The organism is Rhodothermales bacterium (assembly GCA_039944855.1).
Lineage (GTDB): Bacteria > Bacteroidota > Rhodothermia > Rhodothermales > JANQRZ01 > JBBSMX01.
Genome location: JBDUXZ010000031.1, coordinates 94,487 through 112,052 on the forward strand (window position 1 = coordinate 94,487; position 17,566 = coordinate 112,052).

The 17,566-nt window shown below is 68.6% G+C and carries 16 protein-coding genes; 2 read left to right on the forward strand and 14 right to left on the reverse strand.

The genetic code is table 11. The features are described from left to right. Window positions 1-6 precede the first annotated feature (6 nt). Entirely contained in the window at window positions 7-930 is a 924-nt protein-coding gene (locus tag ABJF88_15805; protein MEP0548402.1) for a DMT family transporter, read from the forward strand. 14 nt (window positions 931-944) lie between these two features. Here the strand turns inward: ABJF88_15805 and ABJF88_15810 are convergent, their stop codons facing one another. Continuing rightward, on the reverse strand, window positions 945-1,973 hold the full coding sequence (locus tag ABJF88_15810) for a glycosyltransferase family 2 protein (GenBank protein ID MEP0548403.1): 1,029 nt from the start codon (window positions 1,971-1,973) through the stop codon (window positions 945-947). 71 nt (window positions 1,974-2,044) lie between these two features. After that, a complete protein-coding gene (locus ABJF88_15815; protein ID MEP0548404.1) occupies window positions 2,045-2,647 on the reverse strand; it encodes a hypothetical protein in 603 nt (200 codons plus the stop codon). Window positions 2,648-2,912: 265 nt separating this feature from the next. On the opposite strand from ABJF88_15815, the gene ABJF88_15820 reads away from it, so the two are divergent. After that, a complete protein-coding gene (locus tag ABJF88_15820) occupies window positions 2,913-4,889 on the forward strand; it encodes an ATP-dependent DNA helicase RecQ (protein ID MEP0548405.1) in 1,977 nt (658 codons plus the stop codon). A 2-nt stretch (window positions 4,890-4,891) separates the two neighbouring features. Here ABJF88_15820 and ABJF88_15825 read toward each other — a convergent pair whose 3' ends face one another. The 12 genes from ABJF88_15825 to ABJF88_15880 form a co-directional block, all read right to left on the reverse strand. Continuing rightward, window positions 4,892-6,361 carry a choice-of-anchor B family protein gene (locus ABJF88_15825; protein ID MEP0548406.1) on the reverse strand — a complete coding sequence of 490 codons (1,470 nt, stop codon included), beginning with the start codon at window positions 6,359-6,361 and terminating at the stop codon, window positions 4,892-4,894. Between the two features lie 99 nt (window positions 6,362-6,460). Then, window positions 6,461-7,921, reverse strand: a complete 1,461-nt coding sequence (locus ABJF88_15830; protein MEP0548407.1) for a choice-of-anchor B family protein — start codon at window positions 7,919-7,921, stop codon at window positions 6,461-6,463. A 90-nt stretch (window positions 7,922-8,011) separates the two neighbouring features. Continuing rightward, complete coding sequence (locus tag ABJF88_15835) at window positions 8,012-9,502, reverse strand: choice-of-anchor B family protein (protein ID MEP0548408.1); 1,491 nt, start codon at window positions 9,500-9,502, stop codon at window positions 8,012-8,014. Window positions 9,503-9,579: 77 nt separating this feature from the next. Further along, complete coding sequence (locus ABJF88_15840) at window positions 9,580-11,097, reverse strand: choice-of-anchor B family protein (protein MEP0548409.1); 1,518 nt, start codon at window positions 11,095-11,097, stop codon at window positions 9,580-9,582. A 132-nt stretch (window positions 11,098-11,229) separates the two neighbouring features. Continuing rightward, window positions 11,230-12,732 (reverse strand): choice-of-anchor B family protein, encoded by a 1,503-nt coding sequence (locus tag ABJF88_15845; GenBank protein MEP0548410.1) that lies wholly within the window; start codon window positions 12,730-12,732, stop codon window positions 11,230-11,232. Between the two features lie 106 nt (window positions 12,733-12,838). Beyond that, window positions 12,839-13,345 carry an asparaginase domain-containing protein gene (locus tag ABJF88_15850; GenBank protein ID MEP0548411.1) on the reverse strand — a complete coding sequence of 169 codons (507 nt, stop codon included), beginning with the start codon at window positions 13,343-13,345 and terminating at the stop codon, window positions 12,839-12,841. Window positions 13,346-13,406: 61 nt separating this feature from the next. After that, window positions 13,407-13,733 (reverse strand): DUF4296 domain-containing protein, encoded by a 327-nt coding sequence (locus tag ABJF88_15855; GenBank protein ID MEP0548412.1) that lies wholly within the window; start codon window positions 13,731-13,733, stop codon window positions 13,407-13,409. After that, window positions 13,726-14,067 carry a hypothetical protein gene (locus ABJF88_15860; protein ID MEP0548413.1) on the reverse strand — a complete coding sequence of 114 codons (342 nt, stop codon included), beginning with the start codon at window positions 14,065-14,067 and terminating at the stop codon, window positions 13,726-13,728. The genes ABJF88_15855 and ABJF88_15860 overlap by 8 nt, the downstream gene beginning before the upstream one ends. 104 nt (window positions 14,068-14,171) lie before the next feature. Next, the gene (gene hisG / locus ABJF88_15865; protein ID MEP0548414.1) at window positions 14,172-15,095 is read right to left on the reverse strand and encodes an ATP phosphoribosyltransferase; all 924 of its coding nucleotides are present in this window, start codon (window positions 15,093-15,095) and stop codon (window positions 14,172-14,174) included. Window positions 15,096-15,150: 55 nt separating this feature from the next. Then, on the reverse strand, window positions 15,151-16,308 hold the full coding sequence (locus ABJF88_15870; GenBank protein ID MEP0548415.1) for a DUF4837 family protein: 1,158 nt from the start codon (window positions 16,306-16,308) through the stop codon (window positions 15,151-15,153). Then, entirely contained in the window at window positions 16,305-17,129 is an 825-nt protein-coding gene (gene trpA, locus ABJF88_15875) for a tryptophan synthase subunit alpha (GenBank protein ID MEP0548416.1), read from the reverse strand. Before trpA ends, ABJF88_15870 begins: the two co-directional genes overlap by 4 nt. Further along, window positions 17,126-17,563 carry a GNAT family N-acetyltransferase gene (locus ABJF88_15880; GenBank protein ID MEP0548417.1) on the reverse strand — a complete coding sequence of 146 codons (438 nt, stop codon included), beginning with the start codon at window positions 17,561-17,563 and terminating at the stop codon, window positions 17,126-17,128. The genes trpA and ABJF88_15880 overlap by 4 nt, the downstream gene beginning before the upstream one ends. Window positions 17,564-17,566: the final 3 nt, after the last annotated feature.

Genomic DNA, 17,566 nt, shown 5'->3' on the forward strand with positions numbered 1-17,566 from the left:
CCCGCTATGGCTGCCGTTCCGCCCCCGCTTGAGGAATCGCAGACGCCACGGCGGGCCGCGTTCGCCCTCGTCGCGGGGCTGATCTCGCTCGGGCTGAGCGCGATCCTCATCCGGTACGGGACCTCGGCACCGGGCATCGCCCTCGCCGTCTGGCGCACCGTCTTCGCGACGATCCTGCTGGCCCCGTTCGCCCTCCCGAAAATCGGGCCGGAGGTGCGGCGATTCACGGGCCGCGACTGGCGGCTGATCGGGACGGCGGGCGTCGTCCTCGGCCTCCACTTCATCGTGTGGATCGAGTCGCTCTACCACACGAGCGTGGCGAGCGCGTCGGTCCTCGTGACGACGAGCCCCCTCTTCATCGCCGTCCTCGGGTTCGTTTTCCTGCGCGAGCGGCTGGCGCGGCGGACCGTCATCGCGATCATCGTCGCCGTCGCGGGGGCGGGGCTGATCGGGCTCGGTGACGCCTCGGAAGGGGCGTTCCCGAATGCGGTCTTCGGCAACGGGCTTGCGCTCTCGGCCTCCCTCCTGATGGCGGTGTATCTGCTGATCGGCCGCGCCGTACGGCAGCACACGTCGTTCCTCGCGTACCTCTTCCCGCTCTACGCGACGGCGTCGGTGACGACGCTCGTGGCGGCGCTCGTGCGCGGGACCGACCTGCTCCAGCCGTGGCCGATCCTCGCGCTCTGCCTCGCGATGGCCGTCTTCCCCCAACTCGTCGGGCACGGCTCGTTCAACTACGCGGTGAAGTATTTCCCGGCGGCGCTGCTCGGCCTGCTCTCACTATCGGAGCCGATCGTGTCGTCGGCCCTCGCGCTCGTGCTCTTCAGCGAGGTGCCGGGGCCGCTCGCACTCGTCGGGATGGCCGTCGTGCTGGCCTCGATCGCCGTCGTGTTCGCGCCGCGCCTGCGGAAAGCGAAGAACGCCGCGTAGCCACGCAGGGTCGTCTACGGCAACGAGCGGAAGCGCTCCGTCGGCAGGTCGGCGAACGTCTTGTGCCTACCGATGAAGTAGTCCCGGACGATGCTGGAGTCGTATGGAGGGAGCACAAGCGGTATGTCGTCCGGCGGCGGCGTGTAGTGCTTCCGCAGCGTTCGAAAGTCGAAATGCGCACGGCGAATCGCGTCGACTTCCGCGAGGTTGCCGGCAACAAGGGCGCGCACGGCGGCGAGCGTGTCGAGGGCGTAGCGCCCGGCGACGACGCGGCGGAAGTGGCGGCGCGGGAGGTGCTTCCACAGGAGGAGGAAGCTGTTGCGGAAGTTGTAGTACGTCTTGCGCGGATTCCCCTGCGGCAGCGACCCGCCGCCGATGTGGTAGACCTCGCTCGCGGGCTCGACGCGGACGCGCCACCCCGCCCGCCACAACCGCCAGCATAGGTCGATCTCTTCCATGTGCATCACGAACCGCTCGTCCAACAGCCCGACTTCGTCGAGCGCGGAACGCCGGAGGAGGAGGGCGGCGCCCGTCGCCCAAAACACATCGCGGGCGTTGTCGTACTGCCCGTCGTCGCGCTCGACGGTGTCAAAGATCCGGCCGCGCGTGAACGGGTAGGCGTAGCGGTCGAGGAAGCCGCCGCTCGCCCCGGCGTACTCGAACCGGCCGCGGTCGTCATACTGCAACAGCTTCGGCTGCACGGCGGCTACGTCCGGCTGCGCTTCCATCGCCTCGACGAGCGGCATCAGCCAGCCCGGCGGCACTTCGACGTCGTTGTTGAGCAGGCAGACGTAGGCGCCCGTCGTGTGCGGGATCGCCTCGTTGTTGCCCCGGCAGAACAGCCAGTTTTCCGGATGCCGGACGACGACGACAGACGGGAACGTCGCCTCGACCCACTCGGCCGAGCCGTCGGTCGAGGCGTTGTCCGCGAGGACGATTTCGAGGTCGGGGTAGTCCGTGGCGACGACGGACGGGAGGCACTGCTGCAGGAGCGGCAGCGCGTTCCAGCTCACGATGACGACGGAGACGCGGGGGAGAGGCATGGGGCAGACGCAGCGGGGGCCGGGAATCTACGTGATCCCCGGCCCCCGTGCCTGTTGGTAAAGCGTGCGGCCTACAGGTCGAGGTCGAACGTCGCGCGCTCAATGTCGAGCGTGCCCTGGCAGTCGCCGGGGTTGTCCACGACGACGCCGGCGCTGAAGCCACCGCTGTTGATGGCCGACTCGACCGCGCCGCGGATCTGCGCTTCCGTGAGGCCCTCGCTGACGGGGCACACCTCGGCGTCGATCGCTTCGCAGAGCCGCGCGCGGTCGTAGGCGGGGCTCGCGTAGCCGACGGCGACGGCCGATACCACGTCGTCGACGATCTCGACGGTGCCGGTCACGGCGGGCATATTGTCGATGAGCAGGGTCGCGGAGAGCATGCACGTGCCGGCCGCGCCGTTCGCACCGCGTGCCTCGATGGGCGTGAAGGAGACGTCCTCGCGGTCGATCATGATGTTCTCGACGCCGGGCGAGCCGGGGATGTCCTGGCCGATGTCCACCATGCCTGCTTGATAGACGAGCGCGTTGGGCGCGACGGGGATGTTATCGCCGGCGCTGCCGAGCGGGACGTTGATGTCGTCGAGGCCGGCGACGTTCTCGAGGGCGTCGCAGCCGACGAGGGCGAGGGGGGCGATCAGGAGGGCGAGCGAGAGGACGCGGGTTGCTGGGCGCATAACGTGCTGGGGGAACGTGGGGAATGGGCTAGGGGAGGCGGCGAGCGACGAGTCGGGCCGCGCATGCCCGGAGTATCAGCACGTAGCGCCAAAAATAAAGGCCGGCGCACCTTGAAAGTCCCCCACCAGGAACTCCGGATGCGCCGGCCGCCCCCACCATTATTTCTGGGGGCTCCTATGATTATCCTGCCCCATTAGACACACGTGCGCCCTCGACGTAACCTCAGCGCGATATTTTTCTAGCTCGCTCGCCCTGACTCAACCGATGACACCTGCCGCCTCTCCCGCTTCCCCGACGTCGCCCGGTCCGTCGCGGCGTGATGCGACGGCGGCACTCCGGCGGCACTGGGGGCACGAGGACTTCCGGCCGGGCCAGTGGTCTGCTATCGAAGCCGTCCTCGGCGGGAGCGACGTGCTCGCCGTGCTGCCGACGGGCGGCGGGAAGTCGGTGTGCTACCAGGTACCGGCCGTGTTGCAGGGCGGGCTCGTCGTCGTCGTCTCGCCGCTCGTGGCGCTCATGCGCGATCAGGTGAGCGGGCTCACGGCGCGTGGCGTCCCAGCCACGTTCATCGATAGCTCGCTGCCATATCACGAGTCCGAGCAGCGCTGGACCGACGCCGAGTTCGGCCGCTACCGCCTGCTCTACCTCTCGCCCGAGCGGCTGGAGTCGGAGACGTTCGAGGCCCGCGCCGGCCGCCTCCCGACGACGCTGCTCGCCGTGGACGAGGCGCACTGCATCTCGGAATGGGGCCACGACTTCCGCCCGGCCTACCTCCGCATCGCCGATGGCGCGGCGCTCCTCGGACACCCGCCCGTCATCGCCGTCACGGCGACGGCGACGCCGGACGTCCGCCGCGACATCGTCGAGCGCCTCGGGCTCCGCGAGCCGCGCGTGATCGTCCACGGCTTCGACCGGCCGAACGTCGTCCCGAGCGTCTTCCGCACCGACGACAAGAAAGAGAAGGCGCTGGAGATCCTGCGCAGCGTGCCCGGCAGCGGGATCGTGTACGCCTCAACGCGGCGCGGGACAGAGACGTGGGCCGAGACGCTGCGGCGGGCGGGCTTTGCCGCCGAGGCTTATCACGCCGGGCTCGCGACCGACACCCGCACCGCCGTCCAACAGCGCTGGCAGCGCGGCGAGACGCGCGTGATCGCGGCGACGAGCGCCTTCGGCATGGGCATCGACAAGCCCGACGTGCGCTTCGTGCTCCACGTCGATCTGCCGCGCACGGTGGAGGCCTACTATCAGGAGGCGGGCCGTGCCGGGCGCGACGGCGAGCGGGCGTTCGCCGTGCTGCTCTTCGCCGAGCGCGACGCCGCCGCGGCGCAGTCGTTCACCGAGGAGGGGCATCCCGAGGCGGCGGTCGTGCAGACGGTGTACGAGGCGGCGTGCAGCCTCGCCCAGCTCCCGATCGGCTCGGAGCCGGACGGGCCGATGGCGGTGGACGTGGAGACGATCGCGGCCACGAAGGGGCTCTCGCCGATGGCGGTGCGGTCCGCCGTCGCCGCGCTCGCCCGCGCCGGGGCGTGGGAAGTACGGTCCCCGAGCGCGCACCGCGGGCTCCTCCGCTTCCGACAGCCTGCCGAGACCGTGCGTGCGTATGCCGATGGGCTGGGCAATGCCGCGCTCGCCGGCTTCGTCCGTGAGTTGCTGCGGGGCGTCCACGCCGAAGCGTTCTCCGGCTGGTCGGACCTCGACCTGCGGGCGCTCGAACGCCGCACGAATCTCCCGCGTGCCCGCTTGCTGCGCGGCCTCGACTTCCTCGCTCAGCACGACCTCCTGGTCTACCTCCCACCCGGCGACGACCTCCGCGTCGCGTTCGACGGACCCCGTTCGGATCGTGCTCTGCTCGACGCGAACGCGCTCCGCGCCTCGCGCCGCCGCGCCATCGCCCGGCTCGACGAGATGCTGCGCTACGTCCGCTCGATCACGTGCCGCCGCCACTTTCTGCTGAGCTACTTCGGCGAGGCCAGCCCCGAGCGGTGCGGCACCTGCGATGTCTGTCTCGGCCGTCACCGGCCCGCCGTCGTCACGCCGGAGGACGAGCCTGCGCTCCGCCGGCTCCTCACCCACGCCGCGCGCGGCGACGACCGGGCGGCGTGGCTTGCAGGCGAAGCCCTCCCCGATCACCGCGTCGACGGCCTCGCTGACTGGCTCGTGCACGAAGGCTACCTCCGCGTCGCCGACCCGCTCGCCGGGACGCTCGCGCTCACCCCCAAGGGCGAGCGGTTCGTCGCCTGAGGCTATCGCACGAGCGTGATTGCCCGCGACGTCTCGAACGTCTCGCCCGTGACGCGGACGATGTACGCCCCAGTGGGGAGCCCCGCGCCGTCGAGCGTCAGCGCATGCTCCTCGCCCGCGCCGAGCAGGCCGTCGTGGAGCACGGCTACTTCGCGGCCGAGCACGTCGTAGACCGCCACCCGGAGGTGCTGCACGGCCGCGATGTCGAGCGTCACCGTGGCGTGGGCTGCGAACGGATTGGGGTAGACGGCGAGGGAGACACCCTCGTCCGGCACGGCTTCGGCCTCCGTCGTGGTGCCAAGCCGGGGCTGCAGCACGAAGAGCCCCCGCGCCAGATCGGAGACGACCACGATGCCACTCTCGAAGAACGGATACACGCCCCACGCCCCGCTGAGGATGGCCCCATCTTCCTCGGGGTACGTGTCGAAGAACGCCGCTTCGGTGAGCACGCCGCTGTCGATCTCGGTGAGGTCGAGCATCCGGAAGCCGGCGGTGTAGTTGGCCTGGTAGGCGTAATCCCCTTTGACGAAGAGGTTGTGGTCGGACGCGGCGGTCTCGGCGACGTACTCGAAGGCGAACTCCGGCTCGTCGAGGTCCGAGACGTCGAAGACGACGGTGCGTGTGTTGATCTCCAAGTTCATTTCGTCGAGCTCGTCATCGAGCAGGAAGTAACGACTGTCCTCGGTCAGCCAGCCTTGGTGCGTATAGGCAGCGTTCGGGTACGGCGCTTCGGAGATCAGGACCGGGTTGGACTTGTCCGTCACGTCGACGATGGCGAGCACGCGGTTGAGTCCGGCCGAGCCGAAGCAGAGCTCGCGGCCGGTATAGTCGGCGTCAGGGCCGTCGTACGTGATGCAGTGCGCGTCGTGGAAGTGGTCGAACGTCGGGGAATCGAAGCAGCCGGCGTATCGCGGGCTGCGCAGGTTGCGCAGATCGACGATGTGGAGTTCCCCTGCGCAGAGGTCGCTATCGACGGTGAGGACGGGATAGGCGAAGCCGCTCTCTGGGTCGAGCGAGAGGTTGTGCGCGCCCTGGATGCCGGTGTAAGTGGTGTTGGCGCTGAGGGTGACGGGCGGGTTCTCGACATCCCGGAGGCGTTTAAGGTCGAAGACCACCATGCCCTGGCCTCCATCACCCACGAAGAACAGGTGGTCAGCGTAGACCCGGGCGTCCTGTCCGCCTCCCTCCAAGCGCGCTACTTCGAACGGCGCCGCCGGGTCGCTAAGGTCGAAGATGTGGGGCCCCAGACCGTAGAAAACGATGGCGTACTCCACGCCCGTCACGGGATCGGTCCAGCCCCAGATGTCCGTGGCGCCCTCGTCGGACGGCTGCGAGAGGAGGTCGACGTTCGAGCAGGCGTAGGGACCTGCGAAGCCATCCACGCACGGCACCGGCTGCGCAGCGGCGGCGAGCGGGAGGAGCAGGACGATGAGGGGGAGCAGCAGGACCAGGATGGTGTAGCGAGGATTCATGGGCTAACCAGTCGAAGAGGCAAGAAAGACTAGCTGCATGAAACGAAGGCAGAGGGGCAAATACAAGTCCACGCCGCCGTGCCCTTTCGGAGTGCCATGCTAGCGCACGAGCGAGGCCGAGCGAGAGACCTCGAACGTCTCTCCGACGGCACGGACGACGTACGACCCGGCAGGGAGCCCCGCGCCATTGAGCGTGAGTGTGCGCTCCTCGCCTGCGCCGAGCAAGTCGTCGTGGAGCAGAGCCACCTCGCGGCCGAGCACGTCGTAGACGGCGACGTGGACCCGTTGCGTCGTCTCCACCGAGAGCGCAACCGTAGCGTGACCGGCGAAGGGGTTGGGATACGCCGTCAGCGCTAGGTGCTCGCTGGGCTCCGCAACCGGTTCGGCGTCGGTCGTGGGATCGAGCCGGGGCTGAAGAACGAAGAGGCCTCGCGCCATATCCGATACGATGACGATCCCGCTCTCGAAGAACGGGTACACGCCCCACGCGCCGCTGAACCCGTCCACGTCGGGCCTCGTGTCGAAGAAAGCGGCTTCCGTGAGCACGCCGCCGTCGATCCCGTTGAGGTCGAGGATGCGGAGGCCGGCCCCGTAGTTGGCCTGGTAGACGTAGTCGCCGCGGACGAAGAGGTTGTGGTCCGTCGCCATCGTCTCGGCGAAGTGCTCGAAGACGAACTCTGGCTCGTCGAGGTCCGAGACGTCGAAGACGACGGTGCGAGTGTTGATCCCGAAGCTGCCCTCGTCGAACTCGTCGTTGAGGAGGAAGTAGCGGCCGTCCTCCGTGAGCCAGCCCTGGTGCGCAAAGGCGGCATTCGGATACGGCGCTTCGGAGATCAGGGCAGGCCGGGACTTGTTCGTCACGTCCACCACCGCGAGTACGCCATCGCTCCCGGCGGAGCCGAAACAAAGCTCGCGGCCGGTGTAGTCGGCGTCGGGGCCATCGTACGTGATGCAGTGCGCGTCGTGGAAGCTCATGACCGAGGCCGTGCCGGTGAAGCAGCCGGCGAACGCGGGGTTCAGCGGATCGCGCACGTCGACGATGTGAAGGGCGCCGGCGCAATTCCGGCCTCGGCTGGTGAAAGAAACGGGGTAGGCGAAGCCGCTCGTCGGGTCCAGCGAGAGGTTGTGCGCGCGCTCAATCCCGGTGTACACCGCGTCGTGCTCGAAGGTGGCGGGGGGCGTCTCGACGCCGCGGAGCCGGGTGAGGTCGAAGACGAGCATCCCTGGCAGGCCGCTGTCGTCCACGACGAAGAGGTGGTCGGCATAGACGCGCGCATCTTTCCCGGCGGTAGCTGCTAGCCGACCGACGAGGACAGGCGCGGTCGGGTCGCTGAGGTCGTAGAACGTGGTCCGTCCTCCGGTGAAGAAGATGGCGTACTCGGTGCCCGTTTGCGGATCGGTCCAGCCCCAGATGTCCGACGCGCCCACCTCGGTGGGCTGGGAGAGGAGGTCCACGTTCGAGCAGGGATAGGGGCCTGCGAAACCGTTCTCGCACGGCACCGGCTGCGCGACGGCGACGAAGGGGAGGAGCAGGGCGCAGAGGGCGAAGCCGTATCTCATGGGAGCGCAGGACAGAGGAGGAGGAACCCCATGAAACGACAGCCGGCGTCGGTAAACAACTCGGGGCTCTCCATCCTCCGCCCGCGACGGCTAGCGCATGAGCGTGACCGATTGCGAGGCCTCGAACGTCTCGCCCGTGACGCGGACGACGTACGAGCCAACCGGCAGCACGGCGGCGTCGAACGCGAGGCGGTGCGCTGTGCCGGCCGAGACCGACCCCTCGTATACCTCGACCACGCGCCGGCCGAGCACATCGAACACGGCGACGGCGACGGACTGCGCCGTCGGAACGGTGAGTTCCACCGTCGCGCGCGGGCCGAGCGGGTTGGGGTAGACCGCGAGCGAGGCGCCGTCGCCCGGCGTGGTGCCGGACCCGATTCCGGTCGCCGTGCCGAGGCGGGGCTGCAGCACGAACAGGCCGCGCCGCATGTCGGAGACGACGACGATCCCGCTCTCGAAGAACGGGTATACCCCGAACGCGCCGTCGAACCCCGTCTCGTCGTTCTCGGGGAGCGTGTCGAAGAAGGCCGCCTCGGTGAGCGCGCCGCCATCGATCTCCGCGAGGTCGAGGATGCGGAGGCCGGCGGTGTAATTGGCCTGATACACGTAGCCGTCGTGGACGAAGAGGTTGTGGTCCGTCGACGTCGTTGGGGCGACGTACTCGAAGAAGAAGGCGGGCTCGTCGAGGTCCGAGACGTCGAAGACGACGGTGCGGGTGTTGATCCCGAAGCTGCCCTCGTCGAACTCGTCGTTGAGGAGGAAGTAGCGGCCGTCCTCGGTCAACCAGCCCTGGTGCGTGTAGGCGGCGTTCGGGTACGGCGTTTCAGAGACCAGAACAGGGTCTGCCTTATCGGTTACGTCCACGATGGTGAGGACGCCGCCGGAGCCGGCGGGGCCGAAGCACATCTCGCGGCCGCTGTAATCGGCGTCGGGCCCGTCGTAATTCACGCACTGCGCGTCGTGGAACTCGGCCGTAGGGTAGGTGAAGCAGCCGGCGAAGGTCGGGCTGAGCGGATCGCGGACGTCCACGAAGTGGAAGCCAGCATCGCAGATGCCGGAGCCTGTCAGGACGAAGTAGGCGAAGCCGGAGTCCTCGTTGATCGCGATGTTGTGGGGGTCCGTGCCGTCGGTATAGAGCACGTCGGCGGTGAACGTCTCGGGCGGATCGGTGACATCGCGCAGCCGGGTGAGGTCGAACACCTGCACGGGCGCGAGGCCGGAGTCCGTCGAGAGGAAGACGTGGTCGGCGTACACCTTCGCGTCGCGGGCGACGGCCTGCGACGGCGCGTCGAGCGTGCCGACGACGACCGGCTCGGTCGGGTCGCTCAGGTCCACGAACGCGGTGTAGTTGTACTGGTTGATGATGGCGTATTCCGTCCCGGTCACCGGATCGGTCCAGCCCCAGATGTCGCTCGACGACTGGCTGAACTCGGGCGTGGCGTTGAGGGGGAGCCGGGCGAGGAGGTCCACGTCGCGGCACGCGAACTCACCCGCGAAGCCGCCCACGCAGGGAACAGGCTGCGCCGAGGCGAGGACCGGCAGCAGAATGAGGGCGAGCAGCGTGGAGCGGAGGCAGCGCATAGGGCATTCCAGTTAAACAAGACGCGGCGGCCCGGCAAAAGGCCGAACCGCCGCGCGTACGTCGGAGGCCGCGAGGTTTACTCGCCCGCCACGTCCGTGGATTCCATCGCGGGTTCGGCGGCCATGCCCAGCGACGCCGACACGGGCTCGCTGAAGACGGTGAATCCGTCCGTGTCGAGGGCGCGGATGCGGAAGGTGTGCTCACCGCCTGCGAGGCCGCTGGCGCGGAAGCGGTAGAGCATCCGGTCGGCGCTGGCCGTCACGGTGCCCACCGTCGCCCACGTCCCGTTCTGGTCGCGCTCGACGACGAACCGCGACGCCTCGACCTCTGGCTCCAGTCGCCAGCTCAGATCGACGCCGCCGTCCCACGGGAACGCGGAGAACGAGGCCAGCGCGAGCGGCTCGGCCCGCTCGGGGCGGACCATGAACAGGCCGCGCTGCATGTCGCTGATCAGCACCGTCCCACTCGCGAAGTAGGGGTACGTGCTCCACGCGCCGCCGAACTGGTTCGCGTTGTCGACGGGGAACGTGTCGAAGTACGCCACTTCGGTCAGCTCGCCGTCGGCGACGTTCGAGGCGTCGAGGATGCGGAGGCCGATGCGGTAGTTGGCGGCGTACACGGCGTCGCCGCGCACGTAGAGGTTATGGTCGATGGAGGGGTAGTCGCTGAGGTAGACGTCGACGAACTCCGGCGAGTCGAGGTCCGACACGTCGAAGATGAGCGTCCGCGTGTTGTGGCTGTAGCGCTGCTCGTCGAGCTCGTCGTTGGCGATGAAGTAGCGGTGGTCCTCGGTGAGCCAGCCCTGGTGCGTGTACGCCGGGTTCGGGTAGACCGCCTGTGAGATCTCGACCGTGTTCTCGCGGTCCGTCACGTCGACGATGGTGACGGTGTCCTCGTTCGAGGCGATGCAGATCTCGCGGCCGGTGTAGTCGGCGTCGGGGCCGTCGTAGACCACGCACTGCACGTCGTGGGTGTAGCCGTCGTCGTCGAAGCAGCCGGCGAACGTCGGGTTCAGCGGCGTCGTCACGTCGACGAGGTGGAGCCCGCCGGCGCAGCCCTCGGACTCGCGGTTGCCGACGATGATGGCGAGGCCGGTCTCCTCGTTGAGCGCCACGTTGTGCGACTGCCCGACGCGGTCGTAGTGCGCATCCGCGGTGAACTCGACCGGCCCCTGCGTCGGGGCGATGTCGCGGAGGCGGGCGAGGTCGAAGACCTGCATGCCGTGGCCGTCGGCCTCGCTCACGATGAAGGCGTAGTCGCCGTAGACCTTCACGTCGCGCCAGATTGTCGCGGAGGTGTGGGTCGGGAGCTTGCCGAGGTAGACGGGCGTCGTCGGGTCGCTGACGTCGACGAACGCGGTGCCGTCGGCGAGGCCCATGAGGGCGTACTCCTTGCCGGTGACGGAGTCGGTCCAGCCCCACACGTCGTTCCCGGCCTGGGTGTTCATCGTGGGCAGGCCGATGTGGGAGAGGAGGGTCACGTTGCCGCAGGGGTACTCCCCGGCCATGCCGGCATCGTCACAGGGGACGGACTGCGCGGCGGCGGGCAGCGCCGTCAGGCAGAAGAGGGCGAGGAGGAGCGGGAAGAAGCGCATAGGAGAGATCGGTAGGGGCGGAGCGGGCAGGTCGTCGGTCGACGGAGGGCGAACATGAAACGTACGCGCGCCGACCGTCGGAGGATCGGCACGCGTACGCGTACGGCAGACTGACGTTTCAGGGCGGCCCTGTTAGCGAGTGAGCGCGACCTGCCGCGTCTCGGCGAAGTCTTCGCCGGTGACGCGGACGAAGTAGAGCCCCGCGGGAAGCGCCGTGCCGTCGAAGACGAACGTGCGCTGCTCGTTTGCGCCGAGCGTCCCGCGGAAGAGGTCGACCACGCGGCGGCCGAGCACGTCGTACACGGCGACGTCGATCTCCTGCGTGTCGCCGAGGGTGAGCTCGAACTGCGTGCGGTCGGCGAAGGGGTTGGGGTACGCCGCCGAGAGGGCGACCGAGCCCGGCGTGGCGTCACTTTCGTTCGCGACGGGGTTCTGACCCGCAAGCTGCGGCTCGACGACGAAGAGGCCGCCTCCCTGGTCGCTCACGATCACGATCCCGCTTTCGAAATACGGGTAGTTGCTCCACGAGCCGCCGCCGAAGCCGACGTTGTCGTTCTGCGTGAACGTATCGAAGAAGGCGACCTCCCTCACCGGGCCACCCGTCGAGAGCAGGCGGTCGAGGTCGACAATGCGGAGCCCGGACGTGTAGTTGGACTGGTACGCATAGCGCCCCTTGACGTAGGAGTTGTGATCGGTGGACGCCGTGGGGTGGTTGTACTGCCGCGCGAACTCCGGCGAGTCGAGGTCCGACACGTCGAAGATGAGCGTCCGCGTGTTGAAGCTGAAGTTGCTCTCGTCGAGCTCGTCGTTGGCGATGAAGTACTTGTGATCCTCGGTGAGCCAGCCCTGGTGGGTGTAGGCGTCGTTGGGGTAGACCGCCTGCGAGATCTCGACCGGGCTCGCCTTGTCCGTGACATCGACGATGGTGACGGTGTCCTCGTTCGAGGCGAAGCAGATCTCCGCGCCGGTGTAGTCGGTGTCGGGGCCGTCGTAGACCACGCACTGCACGTCGTGGGTGTAGCCGTCGTCGTCGAAGCACCCGGCGAACGTCGGGTTCAGCGGGTCCTGGATGTCGACCATGTGGAGGCCGCCGGCGCAACCCGCGCCACCGCCGGCACCGACGATGTACGCATAGCCCGTGTCCTCATTGATGGCGATGTTGTGCACACGGCCGACCGTATTGTAGTGCGCCGTCTCGGCGAACGTCGTCGGGCCCGTCCGGCCGCGGAGCTGGGTGAGGTCGAAGACCTGCATGCCGTGGCCGCTGGCCTCGCTCACGACGAAGGCGTGGTCGGCGTAGACCTTCATGTCGCGCCACGTGGACGCGCTGCCCCGACCGGGCAATTTGCCGAGGAAGACGGGGTCGGTCGGGTTCGAGACGTCGACGAACGAGGTCCCGTCGGAGAGGCCGACGATGGCGTACTCCTTCCCGGTCATGTCGTCGGTCCAGCCCCAGATGTCGTTGGCGTACGAGCCGTTCATTTCAGCGAGCGAGACCTGGCTGAGCAGGTTGACGGAGGCGCAGGGGAACGAAGCAGCGAAGCCGTCGACGCACGCTGCCTCCTGGCTGAAGGCGCCGGGGGAGGCGGCGAAGAACATCGCGAGGAGCGTGCAGAACGAAGCAAAACGAGTCATCCAGGTAGAGGCTAGGAGGTTGAGGAACGGGTCCTACGGGAGCAGGGGCCACTCGGCAGTCCGGCGATCTATCGCCGAGCGGGGGACGCAGGGTATCGGGACGGGGTCACGAAGCGTTAAGAGGTTGATACGGCTCGCCTTCGAAACGGTTCGCCGGGCGGTTTTTTGTGACCGCATCGGCGCGGAAGATATGGCCGTTCATGGCGACGTAGACGCCGGGCGGAAGAAGCTGCACCGCCGCGAGGGCAAACCCGATGTTGAACTCGGCGTCGGACCCCTTGAAGCGCGCCGGGCTGAGCGAGCCGACGAACACGACGACTTTGCGCCCGGTGTCGCCGAGCGCCTTCGCCGTCTCGACCATCGTGTCGGTGCCGTGCGTGATGAGGATGCGGTCGCAGGCGTCGCCGCGCACGTGCTCGGCGATGAGCGCGCGGTCGGCGTCGGTGAGTTCGAGGCTGTCCTTCCGCATCAGCGTCTCGACCTCGACCTCGACCGTCACGCCGACGTCATCGAGGATGCCGCGGACCTGCGGGTCGCCGACCTCGTAGTCGCTGCGGGCGTCGAAGTAGACCTTGTCGATCGTGCCGCCGGTGGTGAAGACTTTGATGGGCACACGGGTCGGGGCTAGGGAGCGGGAGAGCGGGGCGGAGGCAGGGGCTACAACGTGGGGGCCGTCACCATTCGGATTCGGGGGGCGGCGCCGCGCCGCGCTGCTCGTTGAGGAGCCGGTCGAGCGCGCGCTCGTAGAGCGGCTGGTAGGCTTCGGGATGGCGGGCGTAGTAGTCGAGCGCGTCGTTAAAGGCGACGGTGTCTGTGTCGAACGCTGCGAGGGCAGCGGCGCGGAGGCTGTCGCGTGGCTCGCCCGTGTGCGACGCCCGCGCATCCGCGAGGTGGATCTCCACGAGCACGTCGACCATCAAGCTGTCCGTGAGGTCCGGCGCGGAAGGGCTCTCCGATCCGCAGCCGGCGACGAGCACAGCGACGAGCGCGAGCCTACGCATCCGCCGGGGCGAGGAGGTCGTCGGGCACGTCCACTTCCATCCGAAGCAGGTGGGCGGCGTACGTCTTGCCCTGTGCGTCGAGCTTGAGCGAGACCGTGCCGCCGCCGCCGAGTGCCTCGTGCAGCAGGAAGTTCAGCGCGCCGAGGTTCTCCAGTTCGAACCGCTCCACGTCGCCCGCGCACCGGGGGCCGAAATGCGCCTTGACGCGCTCGGCCGTGACGTGCTCTTTGAGGAACGGGTACGCCTTCGGGTCGCGGGCGATGAGGCCGACGTTGACGGCGTCGCCCTTGTCGCCGCTGCGGGCGTGGGCGATGGCGAGGAGGTTTGTTTTCAAGGGGCTTCGGATAGGCTTGGGAATAGCGGCGGCCGAAAGATAGGCGACGGCGGGCGGAGACGCCATCGCGCACGCTCCGCCCGCTACGTCATACGGCCGGTCTGCTACGGGATGATCTTGTCGATGGGGTATTCGAGGATGCCCTCGGCGCCGGCGCGCTTCAACTCAGGGATGAGGCGGCGCACCTGCCGCTCCTCGATCACCGTCTCGATCGCGAGCCAGCCGTCCGAGAACAGCGGCGAGACCGTTGGGTTGCGAAGCGCGGGGAGGAGTTCGACGATCTTGTTTACATCCTCTTTCCGGGCGTTCATCTTGAGCCCGACACGGCCCTCTGCGCGGATCGCACCCTCCATCAGCATCGCGATGTTCTCGATCTTCTCCCGCTTCCACGGGTCCTCCCACGCCGCCTTGTTGGCGATGAGCTGCGTGTTTGACTTCAGCAGCACCTCGACGATGCGGAGGTTGTTGGCGCGGAGCGAGTTGCCCGTCTCCGTCACCTCGACGATGGCGTCGACGAGGTCCGGGGCCTTCACTTCGGTCGCGCCCCACGAGAACTCGACGTCGGCCGTGACGCCGTTGTCGGCCAGCCAGCGCTTCGTGAGGTTCACGACTTCCGTGGCGATCCGCTTGCCTTCGAGGTCGTGGACGCTCTGGATGTCGGAGTCCTCGGGCACGGCGAGCACCCAGCGCACGGGCCGCATCGACGCCTTCGAGTAGACGAGGTCGGCGACGACGTGGACGTCGGCGCTCGTCTCGGCGATCCAGTCGAGCCCGGTGATCCCGGCGTCGAACACGCCGTCCTCGACGTAGCGCGCCATCTCCTGCGCGCGGACGAGCATCGCCGTCAGCTCGTCGTCGTCGATCGAGGGGAAGTAGGAGCGGCTGGAGACGGAGAAGTTGAAGCCGGCTTTGGCGAGGAGGTCGAACGTGGAGTCCTGGAGGCTCCCTTTGGGGAGGCCGAGGCGGAGCACGTTCGTCTCGGCGGTGCCGTTGGAGGAGGTCGCGGTGGGGGCGGTTTCGGTAGACATGAAAAGGCGTTGGGTGAGAAGCAGAGACGCAGCATGCCGCGCCTCTGCGGTTGGATTATTCGGAAGTGGCGGGCGGGCCGGAGCCGGCGATGACTTCGGCGCCGACATCGTCGGTGCGGAAGGTGTACGCGATGGCCTCCATCTGGCGGAGGAATTCGCGCTTCTGCTCGCTCGTGTAGCGCGGGCCGTAGATCATCCCGTCGATGAGGTAGAACCGGCCGGTGTCCTCGTCGAAGAAGGCGTAGCTCACGAACGGGCCGCCCATCGCGTCGCCCGTCATCCGCCACGTCCCGCGCGTCTCGAGCGCGAAGCGGCCGGCGAGGCTGACGGTGTCGGTCTCGATGGGTCTGCGGACGAGGTCGCGGTCCTCGATGGCGATGTAGCTCTCGTCGAAGCTCCCGCGCACGAACTGCTCAGTGAGCCGGTTGCGGAGGGCGCGGACGGAGTCGGGGTGGAGCCGCTCCAGCCTCGGGTCCTCCTCGTAGTAGACGAAGAAGTCGCGCCACGAGTCCTGCCCGGCGAGGCGGCGGAAGCGGAGGAACGTGCCGCGCTCGCCGCGCTCGGTGAGGAACGTGGTGTCAGCGGCGACGACGTAGTCGTGCTGGATGTTGACGGTGAAGCCGTGCTCGTCGAGCAGGCGCTGCTCGACCTCGGTCTGCTGGCCTTTGTCGAACATGTCGGTGGTCAGCCGCTCACGGGCGAGGCGGGCGAACGAAGCGCGGAGGCGGTCGCCATTCGCGCGGATCTGCGCGGCGAGGACATCCTCGCTCGGGGCCGTGGCGTAGACGACGAGTTGGTCGCGCATCCACAGGTCGTCGCGCTCGATCACGCCCTGTCCGCCGCGGTCGAGCGCGGCGACGCCGGCCGAGTCGAGGCGGGCGCGGAGGAAGCGGGCCGTCGCCGTGGTGTCGGTGTAGGGCGCGGCGAAGACGACGCTATGCTGGCGCTGGATGCCATCGAGGGCGTAGTCGGAGAGCGACTGGCGCGAGAGCGTGAAGGCCGGCGTCGGCTGCGGGAACGTCAGCGCCTCGCGGCCGAGCGTCGCGCGGAGCGCCTCGCCGACGGGCCCGTTCCACGTCGCGGAATCGGTGACGACCATGACGTCGCCCTCGGCGCCGACGGCGAGCGGCTTGTAGTTCGTGATCTCGCGGCACCCTCCGAGGAGCACGACGAGGCTGAGGGCCGAAGCGAGGAGGAGCGGGAGTCGGTTCATGCGTGCGAGACGGTGGGTCCGAATTTCAGTTCGTGCGCCCATGCGTGGATGCGGTCCAGCCGCTCGGGCTCGGTCAGCGCCGGGTCGTCCCAGAGCGCTTCGGCCGTGCGGATGAGCGCGCTGCCGACGATGAAGCCGTCGGTGTGGGCGCTGAGGCGGCGGGCGTCCGCGTGCGTCTGTATCCCAAACCCGACGAGGAGCGGATTGTTGTCGACGAGGGCGCGGGTGCGGGCCAAATACGCGGAGACTTGATCTAACCCCCCGATTTGCTGGCCTGTGAGCCCGGCCACGGAGACGGCGTAGACGAACGCCGTCGCCCGCTGGTCCACGAGCCGAACGCGCTCGGCCGCCGTGTTGGGCGCGACGAGGAACACGAGCCCGAGGCCGGCTTCGGCGGCGGCGTCTTCGATCACGTCGGCCTCTTCGGGAGGAAGGTCGGGGAGGATGAGCCCATCTACGCCCGAAGACCGCGCGGCGCGGCAGAAGTTGCTCACGCCGTAGCGGAGGACGGGGTTGACGTAGCCCATCAGGAGCAGCGGCGTCTCGCTGTGGGCGCGGAACGCCTCGGCCGTGCGGAAGGCATCGTCCATCGTTACGCCGTGACTGAGGGCACGCTCGGACGCGTGTTGGATCGGGAGTCCCTCGGCGAGCGGGTCGGAGAACGGCATCCCGAGCTCGATGAAGTCGGCCCCGGCCTCGTCCACGGCGCGGAGGATGGGGAGCGTGGCGTCGGGGTGCGGGAAGCCGTTCGTGAGGAACAGCCCCATCGCCTTTTCGCCGCGCGCGCGGCAGGCCTCGATCGTCGTCTGGAGCCGGGTCATCGCTGGTAAAGGGTGGGGCGGTCGATGACCATGAAGCGTTCGGGGAAGGGGGCGCGGACGAAGCCGACTTTTTCGTAGACGCCGTGCGCGTCCTGCGTCGTGAGGAGCCACCGGCGGAGGCCCTGCAGGTCGGGGTGATCGAGCACGCACGCGGTCAGCCAGACGCCGAGCCCCCGGCCGCGGTAGGCTTCGAGCACGTACACGTCGCAGAGGTACGCGAACGTCGCGCGGTCCGTGACGACGCGGGCGAAGCCGACTTGGGCGTCGCCGTCGTACAGCCCGACGCAGAGCGAGCCCCGGAGCGAGCGCTCGACGATGGCACGCGGAATCCCCTTCGCCCAGTACGAGCGTGTGAGATAGGCGTGGATCGCCGCCACGTCGAGCCGGGCCGGGTCGTCGGAGAGGGTGAGGCCGTCGCGGGTGCGGGTGAACACGTC

What these genes read in the sequence shown, in the direction of transcription:
- ABJF88_15835 (MEP0548408.1), bottom strand. Translation starts at nt 9,502, where the DNA reads ATGCGCTGCCTCCGCTCCACGCTGCTCGCCCTCATTCTGCTGCCGGTC.
- ABJF88_15845 (MEP0548410.1), bottom strand. Translation starts at nt 12,732, where the DNA reads ATGACTCGTTTTGCTTCGTTCTGCACGCTCCTCGCGATGTTCTTCGCC.
- trpA (MEP0548416.1), bottom strand. Translation starts at nt 17,129, where the DNA reads ATGACCCGGCTCCAGACGACGATCGAGGCCTGCCGCGCGCGCGGCGAA.
- ABJF88_15805 (MEP0548402.1), top strand. Translation starts at nt 7, where the DNA reads ATGGCTGCCGTTCCGCCCCCGCTTGAGGAATCGCAGACGCCACGGCGG.
- ABJF88_15815 (MEP0548404.1), bottom strand. Translation starts at nt 2,647, where the DNA reads ATGCGCCCAGCAACCCGCGTCCTCTCGCTCGCCCTCCTGATCGCCCCC.
- ABJF88_15870 (MEP0548415.1), bottom strand. Translation starts at nt 16,308, where the DNA reads ATGAACCGACTCCCGCTCCTCCTCGCTTCGGCCCTCAGCCTCGTCGTG.
- ABJF88_15820 (MEP0548405.1), top strand. Translation starts at nt 2,913, where the DNA reads ATGACACCTGCCGCCTCTCCCGCTTCCCCGACGTCGCCCGGTCCGTCG.
- hisG (MEP0548414.1), bottom strand. Translation starts at nt 15,095, where the DNA reads ATGTCTACCGAAACCGCCCCCACCGCGACCTCCTCCAACGGCACCGCC.
- ABJF88_15810 (MEP0548403.1), bottom strand. Translation starts at nt 1,973, where the DNA reads ATGCCTCTCCCCCGCGTCTCCGTCGTCATCGTGAGCTGGAACGCGCTG.
- ABJF88_15825 (MEP0548406.1), bottom strand. Translation starts at nt 6,361, where the DNA reads ATGAATCCTCGCTACACCATCCTGGTCCTGCTGCTCCCCCTCATCGTC.
- ABJF88_15840 (MEP0548409.1), bottom strand. Translation starts at nt 11,097, where the DNA reads ATGCGCTTCTTCCCGCTCCTCCTCGCCCTCTTCTGCCTGACGGCGCTG.
- ABJF88_15830 (MEP0548407.1), bottom strand. Translation starts at nt 7,921, where the DNA reads ATGAGATACGGCTTCGCCCTCTGCGCCCTGCTCCTCCCCTTCGTCGCC.
- ABJF88_15855 (MEP0548412.1), bottom strand. Translation starts at nt 13,733, where the DNA reads ATGCGTAGGCTCGCGCTCGTCGCTGTGCTCGTCGCCGGCTGCGGATCG.